21 protein-coding genes are annotated in these 17,701 nt (G+C 64.7%); 2 read left to right on the top strand and 19 right to left on the bottom strand.

Features of this window, described 5'->3' with window-relative positions; all coding sequences use genetic code 11:
* The first annotated feature begins 39 nt into the window (after positions 1–39).
* On the top strand, positions 40–1,374 hold the full coding sequence (thiC, locus tag GXM19_RS01485; protein ID WP_006234165.1) for a phosphomethylpyrimidine synthase ThiC: 1,335 nt from the start codon (positions 40–42) through the stop codon (positions 1,372–1,374).
* A 181-nt stretch (positions 1,375–1,555) separates the two neighbouring features.
* Complete coding sequence (gene thiD, locus GXM19_RS01480; RefSeq protein ID WP_006234166.1) at positions 1,556–2,386, top strand: bifunctional hydroxymethylpyrimidine kinase/phosphomethylpyrimidine kinase; 831 nt, start codon at positions 1,556–1,558, stop codon at positions 2,384–2,386.
* A gap of 261 nt (positions 2,387–2,647) precedes the next feature.
* Here the strand turns inward: thiD and GXM19_RS01475 are convergent, their stop codons facing one another.
* The 19 genes from GXM19_RS01475 to GXM19_RS01385 form a co-directional block, all read right to left on the bottom strand.
* Positions 2,648–3,721: a peptidoglycan recognition protein family protein gene (locus GXM19_RS01475; RefSeq protein ID WP_006234168.1), complete on the bottom strand. Its 1,074-nt coding sequence runs from the start codon at positions 3,719–3,721 to the stop codon at positions 2,648–2,650.
* A 1-nt stretch (position 3,722) separates the two neighbouring features.
* Positions 3,723–4,028: a hypothetical protein gene (locus GXM19_RS01470; RefSeq protein ID WP_006234169.1), complete on the bottom strand. Its 306-nt coding sequence runs from the start codon at positions 4,026–4,028 to the stop codon at positions 3,723–3,725.
* A 10-nt stretch (positions 4,029–4,038) separates the two neighbouring features.
* The gene (locus GXM19_RS01465; protein ID WP_006234170.1) at positions 4,039–4,452 is read right to left on the bottom strand and encodes a hypothetical protein; all 414 of its coding nucleotides are present in this window, start codon (positions 4,450–4,452) and stop codon (positions 4,039–4,041) included.
* Between the two features lie 78 nt (positions 4,453–4,530).
* Positions 4,531–4,788: a hypothetical protein gene (locus GXM19_RS01460; RefSeq protein ID WP_006234171.1), complete on the bottom strand. Its 258-nt coding sequence runs from the start codon at positions 4,786–4,788 to the stop codon at positions 4,531–4,533.
* Positions 4,785–6,350: a carbohydrate binding domain-containing protein gene (locus tag GXM19_RS01455; RefSeq protein ID WP_006234172.1), complete on the bottom strand. Its 1,566-nt coding sequence runs from the start codon at positions 6,348–6,350 to the stop codon at positions 4,785–4,787. The genes GXM19_RS01460 and GXM19_RS01455 overlap by 4 nt, the downstream gene beginning before the upstream one ends.
* Complete coding sequence (locus GXM19_RS01450; protein WP_006234173.1) at positions 6,343–8,529, bottom strand: fibronectin type III domain-containing protein; 2,187 nt, start codon at positions 8,527–8,529, stop codon at positions 6,343–6,345. Before GXM19_RS01450 ends, GXM19_RS01455 begins: the two co-directional genes overlap by 8 nt.
* Position 8,530: 1 nt before the next feature.
* Entirely contained in the window at positions 8,531–10,954 is a 2,424-nt protein-coding gene (locus GXM19_RS01445) for a phage tail protein (protein ID WP_040358259.1), read from the bottom strand.
* Positions 10,955–11,125 (bottom strand): hypothetical protein, encoded by a 171-nt coding sequence (locus GXM19_RS01440; protein WP_155813819.1) that lies wholly within the window; start codon positions 11,123–11,125, stop codon positions 10,955–10,957.
* A 125-nt stretch (positions 11,126–11,250) separates the two neighbouring features.
* The gene (locus GXM19_RS01435; protein ID WP_006234176.1) at positions 11,251–11,670 is read right to left on the bottom strand and encodes a hypothetical protein; all 420 of its coding nucleotides are present in this window, start codon (positions 11,668–11,670) and stop codon (positions 11,251–11,253) included.
* A gap of 2 nt (positions 11,671–11,672) precedes the next feature.
* The gene (locus tag GXM19_RS01430) at positions 11,673–12,242 is read right to left on the bottom strand and encodes a hypothetical protein (protein WP_006234177.1); all 570 of its coding nucleotides are present in this window, start codon (positions 12,240–12,242) and stop codon (positions 11,673–11,675) included.
* An 8-nt stretch (positions 12,243–12,250) separates the two neighbouring features.
* Positions 12,251–12,619: a hypothetical protein gene (locus tag GXM19_RS01425; protein ID WP_006234178.1), complete on the bottom strand. Its 369-nt coding sequence runs from the start codon at positions 12,617–12,619 to the stop codon at positions 12,251–12,253.
* Complete coding sequence (locus GXM19_RS01420) at positions 12,609–12,962, bottom strand: hypothetical protein (RefSeq protein WP_040358262.1); 354 nt, start codon at positions 12,960–12,962, stop codon at positions 12,609–12,611. Before GXM19_RS01420 ends, GXM19_RS01425 begins: the two co-directional genes overlap by 11 nt.
* Positions 12,959–13,363: a hypothetical protein gene (locus GXM19_RS01415; protein WP_193684737.1), complete on the bottom strand. Its 405-nt coding sequence runs from the start codon at positions 13,361–13,363 to the stop codon at positions 12,959–12,961. Before GXM19_RS01415 ends, GXM19_RS01420 begins: the two co-directional genes overlap by 4 nt.
* A gap of 20 nt (positions 13,364–13,383) precedes the next feature.
* Complete coding sequence (locus GXM19_RS01410) at positions 13,384–14,265, bottom strand: major capsid protein (protein ID WP_006234181.1); 882 nt, start codon at positions 14,263–14,265, stop codon at positions 13,384–13,386.
* 9 nt (positions 14,266–14,274) lie between these two features.
* Complete coding sequence (locus GXM19_RS01405) at positions 14,275–14,838, bottom strand: phage scaffolding protein (protein WP_040358264.1); 564 nt, start codon at positions 14,836–14,838, stop codon at positions 14,275–14,277.
* 109 nt (positions 14,839–14,947) lie between these two features.
* Positions 14,948–15,370: an HK97 gp10 family phage protein gene (locus tag GXM19_RS01400; protein WP_006234184.1), complete on the bottom strand. Its 423-nt coding sequence runs from the start codon at positions 15,368–15,370 to the stop codon at positions 14,948–14,950.
* Positions 15,370–15,591 (bottom strand): hypothetical protein, encoded by a 222-nt coding sequence (locus GXM19_RS01395; protein ID WP_006234185.1) that lies wholly within the window; start codon positions 15,589–15,591, stop codon positions 15,370–15,372. The genes GXM19_RS01400 and GXM19_RS01395 overlap by 1 nt, the downstream gene beginning before the upstream one ends.
* An 85-nt stretch (positions 15,592–15,676) precedes the next feature.
* Positions 15,677–15,943 (bottom strand): hypothetical protein, encoded by a 267-nt coding sequence (locus GXM19_RS01390; RefSeq protein WP_006234186.1) that lies wholly within the window; start codon positions 15,941–15,943, stop codon positions 15,677–15,679.
* Position 15,944: 1 nt separating this feature from the next.
* A complete protein-coding gene (locus GXM19_RS01385) occupies positions 15,945–17,684 on the bottom strand; it encodes a phage minor head protein (RefSeq protein ID WP_006234188.1) in 1,740 nt (579 codons plus the stop codon).
* Positions 17,685–17,701 lie beyond the last annotated feature (17 nt).

Genomic DNA, 17,701 nt, shown 5'->3' with positions numbered 1-17,701 from the left:
AACCTGATATGGGTAATGCCAACGAAGGGAGCCGTGCCAATGAGCACACAGACCGAGCCCAAGCTCGTCACGCAAATCGACTTCGCCCGTGCCGGGCAGATCACGCCGCAGATGAAGGAAGTCGCCGAGCGCGAGCATCGCGACCCCGAGTACATCCGCGAGCGCGTGGCCGACGGCCGCATCGCCATTCCCGCCAATATTGTGCACATCAAAAAGGGCATGCGCGCCTTTGGCGTCGGTGAGGGCCTGTCCACCAAGGTCAACGTAAACTTGGGCATCTCGGGCGACAAGGCCGATGCCGCCGAGGAATGGAAGAAGGTCAAGATCGCCGAGGACTTTGGCGCCGACGCCATCATGGACCTCTCCAACTCGGGCAAGACGCGCCAGTTCCGCCAGCAGCTCATCGACGAGACGCCGCTCATGGTAGGCACCGTCCCCATGTACGACGCCATCGGCTACATGGAAAAGCCGCTGGTCAAGCTCACCAAGGACGACCTGTTCGAAGTCGTGCGCGCGCATGCCGAGGACGGCGTGGACTTTATGACCATTCACTGCGGCATCAACAAGTCGGTCACCAAGACCTTTAAGGAGACCGGCCGCCTGATGAACATCGTGAGCCGCGGCGGCTCACTGCTGTTTGGCTGGATGGAGGTCACCGGTAACGAGAACCCGTTCTATGAGTTCTACGACGAGTTGCTCGAGATTTGCCACGAGTACGACGTGACGATTTCGCTCGGCGACTCCTGCCGCCCGGGCTGCCTCTACGACTCCAACGACGCCACCGAGACCGCTGAGATGATCGAGCTGGGCAAGCTGTGCAAGCGCGCTTGGGCCGCCGGCGTCCAGGTCATGGTCGAGGGCCCGGGTCACATGGCGCTCGACGAGATCGCCGCCAACATGAAACTGCAGAAGCGCCTGTGCCACAATGCTCCGTTCTATGTGCTCGGGCCGCTGGTGACCGATATCGGCGTGGGTTACGACCACATCACCGCTGCCATCGGCGGCGCCATCTCCGCCAGCTCCGGTGCCGACTTCCTGTGCTACGTGACACCGGCAGAGCACCTATGCCTGCCCAACGCCCAGGATGTGCTCGACGGCCTCATGGCCACCAAGATCGCCGCACACGCCGCCGACATCGCCAAAAAGGTGCCCCACGCCCGCGACATGGACGACAAGATGGGCCAGGCACGCCGCAAGCTTGACTGGGACGCCATGTGGGAGTGCGCGCTCGACCCGGTTACGGGCAAGAAGCGCTACGAGGAGTCCCCCGCCGCCACCGAGGGCACTTGCACCATGTGTGGCAAGATGTGCGCCGTCCGCACCGTCAACAAAATCTTCGAGGGCACCACGATCGACCTCGGCATGGAGGACTAGCCTGTCGCCGCGGCCGCTTCTGGCGGCGAGCTGGTGCCTGTCAATTGTTGACGTGTGAACATTTGCTTGCATTTGCGTAAAGATTGCATCGCCCGCCCGGGTTCGACATAGGGTCGGCCCGGGCATCTTTATAATGCTGGCTTAAAGACCCATTTGATTCCGACCGAACAAGGGAGCGAACATGGATCGTAGTAAGGTACCCGCCGTCCTGTCCATCGCGGGATCCGATTCCAGCGGCGGCGCCGGCATTCAGGCCGACATCAAGACCATCACGGCGCACCGCCTGTATGCCGAGACGGCCATCACCGCCATCACAGCGCAAAACACACTGGGCGTCACCGCCGTGCAGGATATCTCACCAGATATCGTAGCCGCGCAAATTGACGCCGTTTTTGACGATATCCGCCCCAGCGCCGTCAAGATCGGCATGGTTTCTTCTGTCGAGATTATCGATGTTATCGCCGACCGCCTGAGCGCCTGGAACGCAACAAACGTGGTAGTCGACCCCGTCATGGTAGCCACCTCGGGCGCGCGGCTGATTGCCGAAGATGCCGCCGAGGCGCTCACCCGCCGCCTGTTCCCGCTAGCGACGGTTATCACGCCCAATATTCCCGAGGCCATGGCCCTGCTCGACTACGAGGTCGACTCCGAGCGCACGCAGCAAAATGCTGCCATGCTCCTCACCCGCCGCTTTGGTTGTGCATCCCTCGTTAAGGGTGGGCATCTTGTCAACGAGGCCAACGATGTACTGGCCGAACCCGCGCCACTCGATGACGAGGGCAACCATCTGGGAGATCCACTCACCACGTGGTTCCGCCACAAGCGCATCGAGACCGACAACACGCACGGCACCGGATGCACGCTCTCGTCCGCCATCGCCTGCGCGCTGGCCCAGGGCATGGATCTTGCCGATGCCGTCAACGCCGGCAAGGCCTACCTGACAGGCGCTCTGGCCGCCGGCTTTGACATGGGCAAAGGCTCCGGCCCCGTCAACCACATGTGGCAGTACTGAGACAGTTTGCCGCAGCTCGCTATTGATGCTGACCAACAGGCAAAACACGCTGAACGTACCGCAACACACTGACCGTACTTAGGGTTTTACGCCCACTTGGGATATTCGAGGGATACGAGAAAGGGGCCGTGGCGACGAACCGCCACGGCCCCTTTTGCTGTTATCGCCCGCGGTCGCTCCCGCCCCAGATCAGGGCGAGCGCGACAACCGTGACGAAGCTGCCCAAAATCGCGCCGAGCGCCGCGCCCATGACGAAAGCCATTACCACGGCACCCCGTCGGTGACGCAGACCTGCAGACGGTCGAGCGGCTCGCCGTAGATACCGGCGTAGTCGTCGCCGCTATAGGTAGAGCCGTCGTCGCACACGGTGTTCAGCCATCCGGCGCGCGCAGTGGTCTGGGAGCGGTACCACGCCTGCTTGCACTCCTCGCCGCTCGGCGTCACGTAGTACATGCGCACGCCGTCGATGGTATGACCGGCGATACCGGCGCAGCCGTTTACGGTGTCGTTGCGGTCGCCCTTGGCAACCCAGTCGAGCCAGCCGTCCTCGACGGTGTGGACCTGATACTTGAGCGTACCGCGATCAACTCGGGCGCAAAGGAGGTCATGCTGTCGGCACGGGTAGCCCGCGAAGCCGTCGTCGCCGGCACCGAAGTCAGTCACCTCGTCCAGCCAGCCGCCACCCTTAAGGTGCAGCGAGTAGTGTACGGGAACACGGGCGCCAGTGGAGCGAGGGAAACCGCCCGGCGCGCCCTGCGACGCCGAAGGCGCAGCGGGGGTCGCCGCGGGCTGCACAGTCGGCGCGGACGGCTGCGCGCCGCCGACCATCGCGTCGTACCACTCGACGGCGCGCTGCATGTAGTGGTCGCGCTGCGAGCCAGCCAGCTCGCCGGGGCAGGCCGTGGACGACCAGTGCTTGTGCGGGAACACGTTCACCATCCATGCCGGGCGGCCCAGCCCGTAGTACAGGCACAGCGCCGCCACGAGGTGCGCACCGCTCTCGATAGCGGCCTCGTGAACCGTCCACGGGCCGCGCGCGCTGTTGGCGTGTTCGATGCTGATGGTCGTGTCGTTGCCGCCGCCCGTGCCGATGCCGTCGCCGCAAGCGTAGGCGCGGTCGGTGTCGTTGACGTGCTGCACGATGTAGCCGTTGCGGTCGACCGAGTAGTGGGCAGAGCAGCCGTTGGCGGCCCAGATGCTGTTGCACTGGGCCGCATTGAGGTCACCCGCCATATGGTGGATCGTGACGCCCTTGATGCCGAAGGGTCGTCCCGCCGAGAAGTTGCAGCCGAGGAGCTTGTACTCGTCCGGTTGGACGTTCGCGAAATCTGCCATGTTAGTCCTCCTTGATGTCGCCGAGCGCGAGCAGCGCGTCGAGCCATTTGTCCGTGATACCGACGGATTTGAAGGCGGCATAGGCCACCTGCACGCCGCCGACACACGCGAAGATGGACGTCACCCACGCCGAGGGGTCGGTGGGCACGCCTCCTGCCATGGCCGTGAGAGCACCGCACCCCGCCGAGACGGCGATGGCCGTCCAGCGGGCGACGCCGCCCGTCATGGCCTTAGTCTTGATGGCCTGCACGATGTACGGCACCACGAGCACCGTGGCGACGGTGAGGCTGGCCTGAATCTCAGTCATTTGATTGCTCCTATCTGCTTGTCTCCTTGTTGTACATGAGGTCGACGCGGTCGTAGATGTGGTCGACCTTCTCGGCCATCCCCTGGCTGCGCGCCTGGCTGTGGACCAGATCGGCGTGCAACACGTCATTTGACGCGACGACCGACTCCATGAGGGTCTTCATCCCCTCAATCAAGGTGTTACTGCGCTCCATCTGCGCCGCGATGCGCCCCTCCATCTGCGAGCGTTCCCGGTCTCGCTGCGCGCGCTCGTCCACCTCGGCCTGCTTACGCTCCTCGCGCTTGAGGTCGAGCTCGCCCTTCCGTTGGTTTTGTCGCTTGTACTCGTCCAAAAATTGCCTACCAAAATAAGCGGCGATGAGCACTAGCGCCGCGCCACCGAGCCATCCCGGCCCATAGGGCACGAACAGCTTTAGTACCTCCATCCGGCCTCCCTTCCGTTCTGCAGTGTGGCTGGGCCAACTCCCCGCCACACTGCAGGTTCGGACCCCCGTAACGCCGGTCTACACCGCCGCCATCGTGCCGACGCACACGGCCAGCGGGCCCTGCGACAGGATCACGGCGCGGTCGGTGATGACGCACCCCGTGCAGGAGCGCACCATCGGGACCGTCACCACCGCGCCGTGCAGCATCACGTCGAGCGCCGTGTCGTGGACGCCCACGACCGTGCCGAACTCCATCGTCAGCCGCTTGCCGCCCGACGGCATCGCCGCCGCCAGCCGCGCCGCCGCGCCCTTGATCTCGACCGCCGAATCGCTCATCGCTCGTACCTCCTCGCCGTGTGCTTTATGACGCAGCCGGCGTCGAGCGTCAGCGTCTGCTTCTGGATTGCCAGCTTGCCGACAACCCCGCCGGTCCTGTAGTTCATCGCCACCGCCATGCACGGCTCGACGGGCTTGTAGACGCTCCTGAACTCGTCTGTGCGCGTCACGGCGCGCTCGGTGGCGAGCAGCTCCGCCGCCTTGCGGTCCGCCGCCGCCTGCATGGCGTCCTGGGGCCAAGGCGTGGCGTTGCCTCCCTCCTCGACCTTGTCGGCGACGAAGATGGCCTCGCCGCCGTCGATGTAGCAGTAGCCCCAGCTGACCTTGCTGTGGTTCTCCGTGGCGTGGTAGGTGTAGCTGACCTTCTGCCACTCGCCAGTCATGGTGAACCCCTTGGTCACCGGGCCAAGCGCCCTCTCCTGATCCCAGAAAGACTGTATGATGCCCGTCGCGCCCTTGGTGCCCTTGACCCACACACTCTGCGTGTAGTCCGTATCCTTCTTGACGCTCGGCCCCTCGTCCTGGCAGAAGCCGACGCGCCCGCCACTCGAGACGACCTTGATGCCGAAAAGCACGCCCACCTGCGGCGAGTCGGAGACGTAGACGGTCTGGATGCTGCCGTGCGAATCGCTCTGTCTGAAGCTCTTATCCAACTTCTTGCCGGTGCCGATGAGGGCGTTGGCGGCGCCCTCGACAAGGTTGGCGTCCTCGGTATCCACGCCCGGCAGGCTGTCGTAGCTGTAGCTCTTGACGATTCGACGACCGACCGAGACGGTCGAGAGGTCTGAATCGGGCGAGTTGTCCACCGCCGTGCCTCGCACCGATGCGTCCTGCGTGCTGAAGTCCACGTGCACGACGTTGCAGACCTCGGCGCGGTTAGTCGATTCGGTCATGTCCGACATGAAGCGCGCATCCCTGCCCTCGGTGAACTCCGCCGAGATGGGCATGTCGGCAGGCTCGACGTAGCGCCTGTAGATCACGTTGCCCATCCGGTCGGTTGCCGGCGAGCGGAACCCGGCCGCCTTGAGGAGCAGGTCCACCGCGTCCAGCTTGTTCTTAGCGTCGTTGTCCCTGCCCACGCCGAAAACCAAGGTGCTGCCCAGAAGGAGGCTGCTAGGGTCGGCGTAGACGGTAAGGCCGACCGATTCGGCTATCTTGACGGCCTCATCAACCAGATTGCTGCCCGCAACAATCACGTACGGCCCGTCGAAGTCGTCGTCTTTGAGCCGCTTCAGGAGGCCGTAGGCGTTGATCTGGCCCTCGCGGTAGGCGCCGTCGATGTTCACCGAGTCCACCTGCGGCATGAATGTTCCGAGGCACTCGCGCCTCTTACTGCCGTCCGTGAAGGTGGCGTTGAGGTACACACGCAGAAAGTCGTTGCCAACGTCGAACTTGTCGGCGAAGTCCAGGGATGCAGTCTCGTAGAGCGCCGTGTTTGCGTTGCGCTCGATGGAGCCGCCGTTCTCGATGTCGCGAACGAAGTCGAGTTCGAGCCCCGTCTCACGTGATACGCGCACGAAGTCGTAGGAGGCGTCGAACGGCCTTATCCAGCTATCAGCCATTGGCGGGCTCCTCCCACGTCTCCCACGTCGGGTCGCACGAAGCCACCCACGCACCGTCGGAACGTTTCACGCTGCAGCTGAGGCGGGCGCGGAATCGCTCGCCGTAGAGATCGCGCACCCAGAAGCGCCCCGCCATGTTCATGACCTCGAGGAATGACTTGTAGTCCTCCTCGTCGAGCAGCAGAAAGTCCATGCTGTCCTTGACGTCCCGTTCGTTGATGCCGTACGAGACGGGCAGCCCTTCCCCGCCGTCGGCGAAGTGCAGCATCTTGTATCCGTGCGTCACCTTACGGCTCGAGCCCTTCTTGAGATAGTGCCCGAGCCATGACCTCTCAGCGCCGGCTCCCCAGTTGAGAGCCACCGCGCGGCTCGCCACGGTCGTTTTGACCCTCGTCGCTGTGCTCACGCCTGTCGCGGCGTAGGCAACCGCGACGTACTCGAACTCGCTGTTGAGCGGAGGCAGCGGGTCGCTCGCGCCCTCGCCTGCCGCAAGGTGCGAGCCGAGCTGCAGGGTCGAGCCGTCAGGCAGGACGCGCGACACGGTGAAGTGGGACGTCTCGGGCGTGTCGTCACTGTCGGCCTTGCCTGGGAATACCGACAGCTGGCATCCCAACCTCTCGTCGACGAAGATGTTGAGCGACGGTTTGGCTGGCGGTGCCCAGTCGGTCCGGAAAGTTCTCGAGACGGTGACCGATAGCGACGAGCCGGCCGTGACCGTGAGCATGACCCTGTACGGCGTGAAGTTGACGAAGGCGTGCTGTGCGTAGCCGAGGCCAAAGGAGCGCGCGTCCTTGTCCACAGTCCCGCTCCACAGGAGGTTGCCCCTGATGTCGCACAAAGACAGGTACTGTCGGCTGACGCCCGTCTCGTCGGCCACCTTCCACGTGAAGGCATGCGGCACCGCGCGCAGGGTCGCCCCGTCCGCAGCCGGGTCGGTGAAGAATGCCTGGGGCGCATCCGCCACGGTATATGCCGCCGCGCTCGACCATGCGCCCCAGTCCTCGTCGAGGCCCTTGGTGCGCACGCGCACGGAGTAGAGGCCCTTGGTGCCGGTCGGCAGCTTCAGGCTCGTACCCGGGCCATCGACCGTCGTGGTGGTGGGACCCGTCGGCGTCGTGACCTGCACCTCGGCTGAGGTCTGCGCCGAGCCGTCCGGATGGTTGGGCACCCATTCGAGTGTCGCGGTCGAACCTGTGGCGTAAGCCGCCCTGACGCCCCTGATGAACGGTGCGAGCGGCGGGCATATTGTCGTGACCTCGTTTGACTCGGTCCACGGTCCCTTGAGGCCGCTCTTGACCGCGCGGGCGCGGTAGCGCACCGTACCCGCCGGTGCCTCCTCGTCCTCCCATGAGGCGTCCACGTCCGCATCGACCCACGTCTTTCTACCGTCGGTCGTGAGCTGGAACTCCCAGCTGTCGACGAAGGCCGGTGCGTCGTGCCCCTTGAGCACGACCTTCGCCGCCTCCGCCTTGACGGCCTCGAGCATGCCGAGCGCCGTCGGCGTGGTGTAGATCGCCGGCGCGCTCACGCCGTAGTCCGACGTGCCGCCGGGGCCCGTCGCCTTGGCAGAGAAGATATACATGCAGCCCGGCTCGAGGCCGTTGTAGGTGTGGCTCGTGGTATCCCAACTGACGGTGCCGACGTCGGTGAACTTCCCCGGGCCGTTCTTCACCACGCCGACGGTCACGGTCGACCAGGGGTAGTCGCCGTTCATGCCCGTGTAGTCGACGTCCCAGCTGACCTTCGCGCTGGTGTCGCTCAGGCGCTCCGCCCTGATGTTCTTCGGCGGGTGAGGCGTGTGGTAGGCGCGGCACGGCACCGTGACGGTGTTGGAGGCGTTCGAGGTTCCGTTGCCGAAGCTGCCCGTGACGTTGATCTGGCCCGTGAAGGTGTGGTTGTAGGCGCCGCCGTTGCCGCGCGCGAGCACGACGTCGCGCGAAGTGCACTGGACCCATACCCAGCCGGAATTGTTCGTCGAGTAGACCGAGCCGTTCCACGAGCCGCCCGCCGACGAGCTGCCGTTCGCGTAGCAGTCGATGGCGTAGCGCGTGCCGTAGCCGTGCGTGACGCGGTAGGTCACCGTGGTATCGGTACGCCCGACCTCAGCAACGTCCACGTACGCGCACCAGCAGTACTTGCGATAGCCGCTTCCGCCTTGAACCCAGTTTCCCTGCGCCATCCTACGCGACCCCCATCGCCATGCTCTGCTCCACCGCCGCGACGAAGCTCCTGAAGGCGGAGGCCACGCGCCCGTCGACGCCCAGCAGGTCGCTGTCGAGGTAGAGGTTGTAAACGTTGCCGCCGCCCGCGATGCCCGCGGCTCCGCTGGCGGTCGCCCCGTATGCTCCGCCGCCGGTAACGCTCACACCGAACACGGCGGCCTTCTCGACGTTGCGCACCGCCGACCTCATGGACTTCACCGGCTCGTCCGCAGTGTCGTCGATGCCGAGGGCCGCGCCCTCCATGACGTAGCCGAAAATCTTGCGGAACACGCGCGAGGGCGAGTGGATGCCGAGCAGGTTCTTGGCCGCGTCGATGGCGCCGCCGACCACGCCGGTGATCTTGCTCACGACCACGCCCGCCGCGCCGCTGATTCCGTTTGCGATTCCCTGCACGATTTGCGAGCCGATGGATGCCATGCGGCCTTGGATGGAGGACAGGGCGCCCATGATGGAGCTGCCGATGCTCGAGGCCGCCGAGGTCACGAAGCCGACCGCGCCGCGGATGGCGGAGCCCAGGCTGCTGATTCCGTTGCGGCCGATGCTCGCCAGGGTGGACGGCAGGTTCTGGATTGCGCCGCGGATAGCGGACACGATATTGGTGCCGCACGAGCGCACGAAGCCGGCCATGTTCGCGATTCCGTTGCCCAAGAACGTGATGGCGTTGCGGCCGAGGCTAAGCCAGTCGAGCGCCGACCACGCCGAGACGAAGGCCGAGAAGATGGCCGGGATGTTGGCGATGAGCGTCGGTATCGCCTGCACGATGCCAAGCGCCAGCGTCACGATTGCCTGGATGCCGGCACCGAGCAGTATCGGCGCGTTGTCGTTGATCGCGCTGGCGAGGTTCTGCACGATAACCGGGGCCTGCTCGATGAGCGTCGGCAGGCTGCCGGCGATACCCTGCGCCAAGCCGACGATGAGGTTCGCCGCGCCCTCTGCCAGAACGCCCGCGTTCTCGGCTATGGACTCGGAGAGGCCGGTGAGAATCTGCAGGCCGCTCTCCGTGATGGAGGGCAGGTTCTCGGACAGGTAGCCGCCGAGCGACGTCATGAGCGACGCCGCCGTCTCGGAGAGGAACGACAGCCCCATCTCGATCCCCTCGGCGAGCCTGGGAACGACCTCGCCGCCCACGTCGGCGAAGCCCTCGGCGATGCCGGGCAGCGATGAGGTGATGTTCTCCTGCAGCGTGGAAAGGTCGCCCTCGAGCAGCGTCAGGCCGTAGACCATGGCGAGGTGCAAAGACTCGAGCGGGTTGTCACCAGCCGACCAGATCTCGCCAAGGCCCTTGAAGCGCTCGCCGATCTCGTCCACGCCGTCAGACACGGCGGAGAGGATGTCGCCCATGGGCCCGGGCACGGCCTCAGCCGCGCTGTCGAGCGCCTGCGTGAAGATGCTGACGAACGCCTGGCCGAGCACGGGACCGACCGACGTGACAAGGCTCGGCAGCTGCGACAACGCCGTGCCGACGATGGTCGCAACGCGCGGGACGACGTTCGAGGCCGCCGTCTCGACCGACTGCAACAGCTCCTCGGTGAGCTTGCCCATGTCGGCGTCGTCCTTGCCCAGCTCCGTCACCCAGTTCTCCCAGGCGGCCTTGGCCATGTTGCAGGAGCCCTCGATGGTCGTCGCGGCCTCGCGCGAGGTCGTGCCGGCGATCTGCATCTGCTCCTGCATCGTGTGGATGGCGAGCACGATGTTGTCGAAGGACAGGCTCGACTCATCCACGGCGGAGTTGACGGCGTGCGCATCCTTGACGAGGCGCTGCATCTCCTCCTTGGTGCCGCCGTAGCCGAGCTTCAAGTTATCCAACATCGTGTAGTTTTGTTTCGCGAAGCCCTGGTAGGCGTTCTGGAGGTCCTCCATCGCCGTGCCGAAGGTATTCGCGTTGTCGCTCATGTCGACCATTGCCGTGTTGGCGTACTCGGCGGCCTTGACCGTGTCGCCGCCCAGCGACTTGACGAGCGAGGCAGAGAAGCCCGTCACCTGCTCCATGTACCGGTTGGCGCTCAGGCCGGCCGTTATGTAGGCGCGGTCGGCGTTGGCCAGCACCGTCGTCTGGGCCTGCTCGAGCTGCTCCCACTTACCGGAGCACTGCTCGACGGTCTGGCCAGTCATGGCGGCGTAGTCCTCGAGGGACTTGCCCATGTTGCCGAATATCTTCTGGATGCCGCCGACGTTCTGCTCGTATGCGGCGTATGCGCTCATGCTCATGCCCGTGACGGCAGCGACGCCAGCCCCCACGGCGGCGACGCCCACGCCTACCGCCTTGGCAACGGTCGCTCCGGCCTTGCCGAGCGTGCCCACGACCTTCGAGGCCACGCCCTCGGCCTTGCCGCTGGCCTCGTCCTTGAGGCCGACCTTAATCATCAGGTCGAGAAGGTTCACCTAGACCACCTTCAATCCCATCCGCTCGATGATGTCTGCGGCGATCTCGTCGCCGCCGCGCGTGTCATCCGCCTCGGACCCATCGCCCGCATCGCCGTTGACGATGCTCAGGAAGGGTTCCTTGAGCCACTTCCCCTGCGCCATGAGGCGCACCGACTCGCTCAGGTACACACGGAACGCCTCCCGCTCGTCCCGCTCGCGCCACCGCGCGACCATGTACCTACAGAAAGGGCGAGCACGCCGTGGCCCGACGTACTCGCCCAGACAGAGCCATATGTGAGATGGGTCCTCGGCGGCTATCCAAAAAAAGGAGCCAAAATGTCCTTGATGCCGTCGATGCCGTCGATGGCATCCTTGATGTCGTTCACCCACTTCTTGACGGTGAAGTCGGCCTTGTACTCCTCGAGCGTCTGGCCGTCGAGTGCGGCGAGCAGCTTGTAGCTGATCTCGCCGCACTGGCGCAGCACGTCGGGCAGAAGACCCGCCGCCATGTCCACGGCGAGGCCGTTGACCTCGGCGGTGGCGGCTGCTTTCGCGGCCTCGGGGTCGCCCTTCGCCTTGGCCTTGGCCTTGGCCTTGGCGGAGTCGGAGCGGAACTTGGCGTAGGAGGCCTTTGCCTTTGCGCCGAGTTCGCCGTTCATGACGTCCTCCGCCACGTCCGCCAACAGGCACATGGCGTTCTGGAACTCGTCGGCGTTAAGGTTGTCCAGCTTCATGGTTAGGCTCCAATCTCCTGTTTGATATACAGCTCGTAGGGCACGATCTCAGGGTTCTTGATTGAGTAGTGGCCCGTGAACTCGAACGCGAACTGGCCCTTAGCCTTGTTCTGCGTCGTGATTTGCAGACCGCCCGTGTTGAGCGCGTTGATGAGGCGGATGGCGATATAGCCGTTGCCGTTCTCGCCCGAGTAATCGCCGATGAGCCAGATATCGGCGAAGTCCTCCTCCGAGAGCGCGGAGCGCGGGACGATCTTCCCCTCGGTCTCGTCGGCTGCGGCTGCGAGCTTCTTGCCGAGCGCGGTGTTCAGCGACACGAAGGTGCCGCTCAGCTTGGCCTCGATGCTGTCGATGCGCTTGAGCTCCATCGTGTTGGCGGGGCAGTTGTCGATGTCCTCGCCGTAGTCGATGAAGCTGGGCGTGGCGGCGAAGCTGGTTCCGCCGCTCGTCGCGCCCATCAGCTCGGACTCCGCGACCTCTGCGGTCTTGGGGTTGAAATTCGTGGCGAGCAGGCCCGCGTTGATGACGATCTCCTTGAACGTGTTCTCGGGGATGCGCGTGAACTTAGACATATGACCTCCTAGTAGCTGGTCATGTACTCAATGGTCAGGTTGATGATTCGGCGCTTCACGGCGTTGTCCTCGTCGGCCATGGCGTTGCAGAACGGCTCGCCCTGCATCACCCACATGCCGCCGCCGTCGCACGGCAGCAGCACGCCCGACAGCCCCAGCGCCCGGGCGACCTCCTCGGCCTTGGAGTTGGGCGCGGCCTCGGACGATGTACGGAACCAGAGGTTCACCTCGGAGTTGCACTGCGTGCCGAATGCCGCGGTCGGCAGGTCGTAGGTGATGTAGGGCATCTTCGCCTCGCCCGGCACCGCCGAGTCGCGGTACACGGGAAGGCCGAAGCCCTCGAGCCAAGCCTGCAGCGCTGCCGCCTTAGTCGCCATCCGGCACCCCCCACTCCTCCGCGCTGCACTGGCCGAAGCCGAACGACGCGCAGCACGGCGCGGCGCCGTCGTCCGCGTTCGACGTGCAGCGGAATACCTGCCCGTCGAACGCACGCTGGAAGAGGTCGCCGTAGCGCAGCGGCTCGGCGGTCGTCACGGTGTAGACGTTCCTCACGCCGTCGTGCTCCGCGATGCGCGAGGCCGTGGAGCTGTCGCGCACGATCGCCGCCGTGAAGCCGTCGCCGACGGTGAGGACGGTCTTGAAGCCGCCCTCGCCGTCAGGCTCGGTCTTTGCGACGAGCCTCGTGCACGCTACCGCCATGCGCTCGTACAGGCGGCTCACAGCTTTCTCCAAGGGTCGAGACGCGCCTTGAACTGCTGCCGCCACGTGATGGGCGAGCCGTCGCCGCCGACGCGCGTGTAGCTGTAGCCGCCGAAGCTCTCGGATGCATACGGGCTGTCCAGCTCCTTGGCGTGCTCTGTCTGCCACGCCGCGATCTCGTCAGCGAGGTCGACCACGGCCTGCGGGATGGCGAGCGCCCAGACGGTGCCGACGAACTCCTCGTCCGTGAGTCCGTCGTAGGGCCACGCATGCAGCCCGTCGTTGAACGTCGAGCCCGTGATGCGGACGTACTGGCCCTCCTTGAGGCCGAGGGCCGCGGGCGGCACGAGGCGGCCGTCCTCGATACGGACGCGCCCCGTGCGCTTGTCGGCGACGAACCAGTTGCGCAACGACAGAAGCACCTGCTCGAGCATCTCTGCGCCTATCGCTTATCGGTGATGACTGCGGCGAGCTCGGGGCTGAGGGTCTTGACGCCGCAAAGCATGTCGATGGAGACGGTGTCGGTCTTGGTCTTCTGGTCGTAGCCCTGCACGACGCGCAGGCCGAAGCCGTCGTAGGAGGTGGAGTACGCCTTGGGGGCGCCAAGCGGCATCTCGAGCTGACGGGTCACGAGCGCGAAGGCGTTCTTGTGGAAAGCGATGGACGGCGTGTAGTTGGCCGTCTCCGCCGTGGTCTTCTGCACGTTCTGGTCGCAGTAGAAGTCGAGGCCGTACTTGCGGCCAAGCGATGCCTCCTTGAGGGCGGTGCCGTTGTCGCCGACGGCGGACGCGTTGGTGAACGCCTCGGTGTTGAGCAGGTCGGCCTCGGCCTGGGAGCCGTAGACGAAGCGGCGCTCCGTGGAGGGCGCCTTGGCGTCCACGAGGAACTTGCGGGCGGCGATGATGTCCGCCACGGCGATGGCGCCCTTGGCGTGGTCGACGCGGTTCGTGACGTCCTTCTCGAGCGCGAGCAGGTAGCCGTCGATCTTGTCGGCGAAGGCCTGCATCGCCGGGACGAGGAACTGCGCGGAGAAGTCGACGATGCCCATCGTCAGCTCCTTGGACGTGACGGCGAACGTCACGTCGAGCAGCTTGTCCATCTTGACGGGGACCTTGCCCTCCGTGGCGTCCTGCACCTCGACCTCGGTGGTGAACTCCTTGGCCTCGAAGGTGGCGGGCTTGCGGACGGTGATGGTGTCGCCCACGCCCGCGACGAACTCGGAGGAGTAGTCGCGGTGGACGAGGTTGGCCATGACGGCGTTGGTGCGCAGAACGTCCAGCGCCTCGTTGGCGATGATGTTGGGTGTAAGGATGGTGTTCGACATAGATACCCCTTAGCCTCTCTGCTCCGCCTTGTACTTCATGTACTCGGCGGTGCTCATTTCGTTGATGTCCTTGCCGCCCTCGCCCTTGGGGGCGTGGGCCACGTCGGCACCCTTGACGGTCGTGGTTGCGATGAAGTCGGCCCAGTCGGCCTTGATGCCCTCGGTGAGCTTGTCCGCGTCCTCGATAGCGCCGTCCTTGACGGTCACGTTCTCGAGGTCGGAGACCTTGAGAACGGTCTCGATGCGCTTGGGGTCGACGCCCGCCGACTCGAGCAGCTGTCGGTACAGGCCGCGCTTCTCGGCTGCTGCCTTTTCCCCAGCGACCTCGGCCTTGTAGTCGTCGAGTTCCTTGCACTTGGCCTTGTACTTTTCCTCGTACTCGCCCGCGCCTTCGCCCTTGGCCTTGAGTGCGTCCAGCTCCTTCTTGTAGCCGTCCGCCTTGCCAGCGGCCTCCTTGAACTCGTCGCGCTGCGCCTTGAGCGCGTTCACGCTCTCGGCATGCTCGTCGATGATCTGGTCGATCTTCTCGTCCTCGATGCCCATTGCCTTGAGCATCTTTCGCGTAAGTGCCAACAGAATCTCCCTTGCTTCGGAATGGGCGGGTTCCCACCTGTTGCCTCGGCGGGGCCCGCGCCGCAATACCTCGCGGCAAGGGTGAGTATCCAAACGGAGTAACGCGGCCCTATGCGCCGCCCCTCAGGTGCTTCTCGAGAATCGCCCGGTACGTGTCGCCGTGGCCAGTCGCCGCCTTGCGCAGGAAGTGTTTGCCCTTCATGCGGGAGGTCCCCTCCTCGACGTACGGCGCATACTCGACGTTGGTACCGATGAAGCAGTCGTAGCCTTTGAGGAGGTGCGTGACGGAGTTGCGCAACCTGCCCGTGTCGACCGGGCACGTCGCCTTGGCGTAGCCCTCCGCGACGAGGCCTATCTCCTCCAGGCCCGTCTTGTAGGCGCGCAGGAGGGCCTTCTCGACCTGCTCGATGTTGTTCTGCCGTATCTCAATGCACTCGGCGGTATCCAGCTTCGCGGCGTTTACGATCTCCTCGGTGATGAGGGTGCCGTGCCGGCCGTGGTCGCCGACGCCGCCGACGAGTCCGTAAGCCATCAGTCGGGCACCTCGCAGCCGTAGCCAACGCGCCCGTCGACGTCCGCCTCGATGGCCTCGATGGCTTGCACCGGAACGCCCTCGCACCCGAGCGTGCAGCCGTCGTCGGGCTCGACCTCGTCGCCGCGCTGCGTGCAGATGTAGGTATCCGGGAACGTGAAGCCGAAGCCCAGCTTTACGGCGCAGTCGCCGCAGTTCGCACAAGTGAATAGCTCTTTCATGCCTGCCCCAATCTCTCTGCGGGCAGTGTCACGGCACGGTCACGCGGCATGAAAAAAGCCCCGCCGTGGCGGGGCCCGCTGTGATCTATTGGATTTTTACCTCGTGGGCCTTTTCCATCTCAAGCTCGATAGCAGACGGGCTCTCGCCTCTGAGGAAAAATGGAATCGGGAAGAAGTCAATCTTCCCCGTTTCCTTGTCGATGGCATACGGAGTGTCGCCCGGGGCCATCTTTCCATCGAAACCGAAACCGACGAACCAATGGTATTTGCCCTCGTATGCGCACACCGGGCCGTATCCGTCTACGGCCTCCTCTTCCAGAATCGGCTTTATGGCCTCTTCCAATGTGAGCATGTCAACCTCTTGTCGTCAGGCACTCGTCGATAAGATCGCCAAACTCGGCGTCGTCAACTCGCGCGAACTCCGTCTCCTCGGCCTTGATTATACCAAAATACCAGCTCACGTCCTCATCGCCGCTCTGTGGGTCTATGAACTTGATAGCGTTTCCCGTCTTTTCCGCAACGAAAACGTGTCGTCCGCTCTTGCCGCAAAGCGCGTGGTCCCAGGAAACGGAGACCTCGGCCCTCGCGTCCCCGTTTACCGCAAGGAGGAATGACGTTATTTCTTTCTCCGGCTTATCGCCACCACGTTTCCAAGTGGCCCCCGGAAACACCTTTTTGTACGACTCGGCGCGCGCGAAGGGGTCATATGCCGATATTTTCCCCCACTTGTTCATCTTAACCGGCTTCGCAACGACGTCGAGCCCGCGCCGTCTCGCCTCATACGCCGGAACGCACCTTTGGCAGTTGTACGAGTACCTGCCGTCTTTGTCCTTCTTTGTCTTAAAGTTCGGGTTGACCTTGGCAAGGTCGGAGCCTGCGGAATGCTCGCCCTTGATCTCCTTGAAAACGCGCCGACCGTTGACAATGGGCGTCGAACCGGGCGCAAGCGCCGTGTCCAACACCTTCTGCTGGTCGCCGGCACTCATCTTGCGGAACGAGCCGGACGGTATGCCGTAGTCCTCGAGCTGCCGCGAAAGCCGCTTTCGCGCCTCGGTCTTGGACACGCCTGCCGCATCCAGCTTGCGTTTGGTTCCTGGCATTTCCATAAACTCGGAGATGGTGCGGTTCGCGGGCTTGGTGCCGTTTACGGCGGGCTTGCCCGCCTTCCATTCCTCGTAGGTCATGCCCTCGGGCAGGCGGCTGAAACGCTCGCCGTCGAGCACGTCGAGTCCGTCACAGCACGCCACCAGCGTGCAGCGGCAGTTGCACGTCTCGGCATACGGCGCCTCCGGGTCGCCGGGATAGCGGCACCCGTTGCTGAACTTCTCGCCGACCTCGACCTTCTCGCGGTCAATCTTCCTGTGGCTCGAGCGCGTGCGCAGGTCGAGCGTCGCCACCCATTCCTGCTGCACCTTGATACCGAGCCCCTTGGCCCTCTTGTAGCTGTCGACGCGCCCGGCGTTCTCCGCCGCAGTCGTCGAGGTGCGCGCCAGACGCACCGCCGCCGCGCGGTTCGCCCCCGTCACGTCCTGCATGCGCTTGGCTATCTTTGGTATCGACTCGCCGAGCAGCACGCCCTGCGTGATCTGGTTGGCGATGAGCCGGCGGTTCCACGCCACGTCCTTGACGACGTTGACGGACGGCTTGGGCAGGCAGCTGTCGTGGTCGGTGAGCAGCCTCTGCACGGTCGACGCGTCCTGCAGTGCGTAGGCCGTGTCAACGCCCACTGCGCTCTCGACCTGCCACGTGCCGTAGTTGTAGTTCTCGGCGTAGACCTCGGGCAGCCTGCCTTCGATGGCGGCGGCAGCGACGACGTTCGCATGCGTCATGGCCTCGGCGCACTGCTTGAGGACGATTCGGTAGCGCCTGCCCGCCGCTATCTTCCCGCTTCGCCAAGACCTGTATTGCGCCTTGGTGATCTCGCCGGCCTCAAGCCGCTCGCGCATCTTCTCGTCGTCGGCCTCGAACTGCGCCAGATAGCGCTTGAGGTTGGCGTAGGCCGTCTTGCTCGCCTCGCCGTACACTCCCGCCACCTCGCGCTCGAACGCCCGAATCTCGGCGTCTGAGAACTCGTGAGCGCTATCCTTCGCCATGCGCCGCCTCCAATCGT

The organism is Collinsella aerofaciens ATCC 25986, from assembly GCF_010509075.1.
In the GTDB taxonomy this organism is placed as follows: domain Bacteria; phylum Actinomycetota; class Coriobacteriia; order Coriobacteriales; family Coriobacteriaceae; genus Collinsella; species Collinsella aerofaciens.
This window is presented reverse-complemented; position numbering and strand designations above follow the sequence as displayed.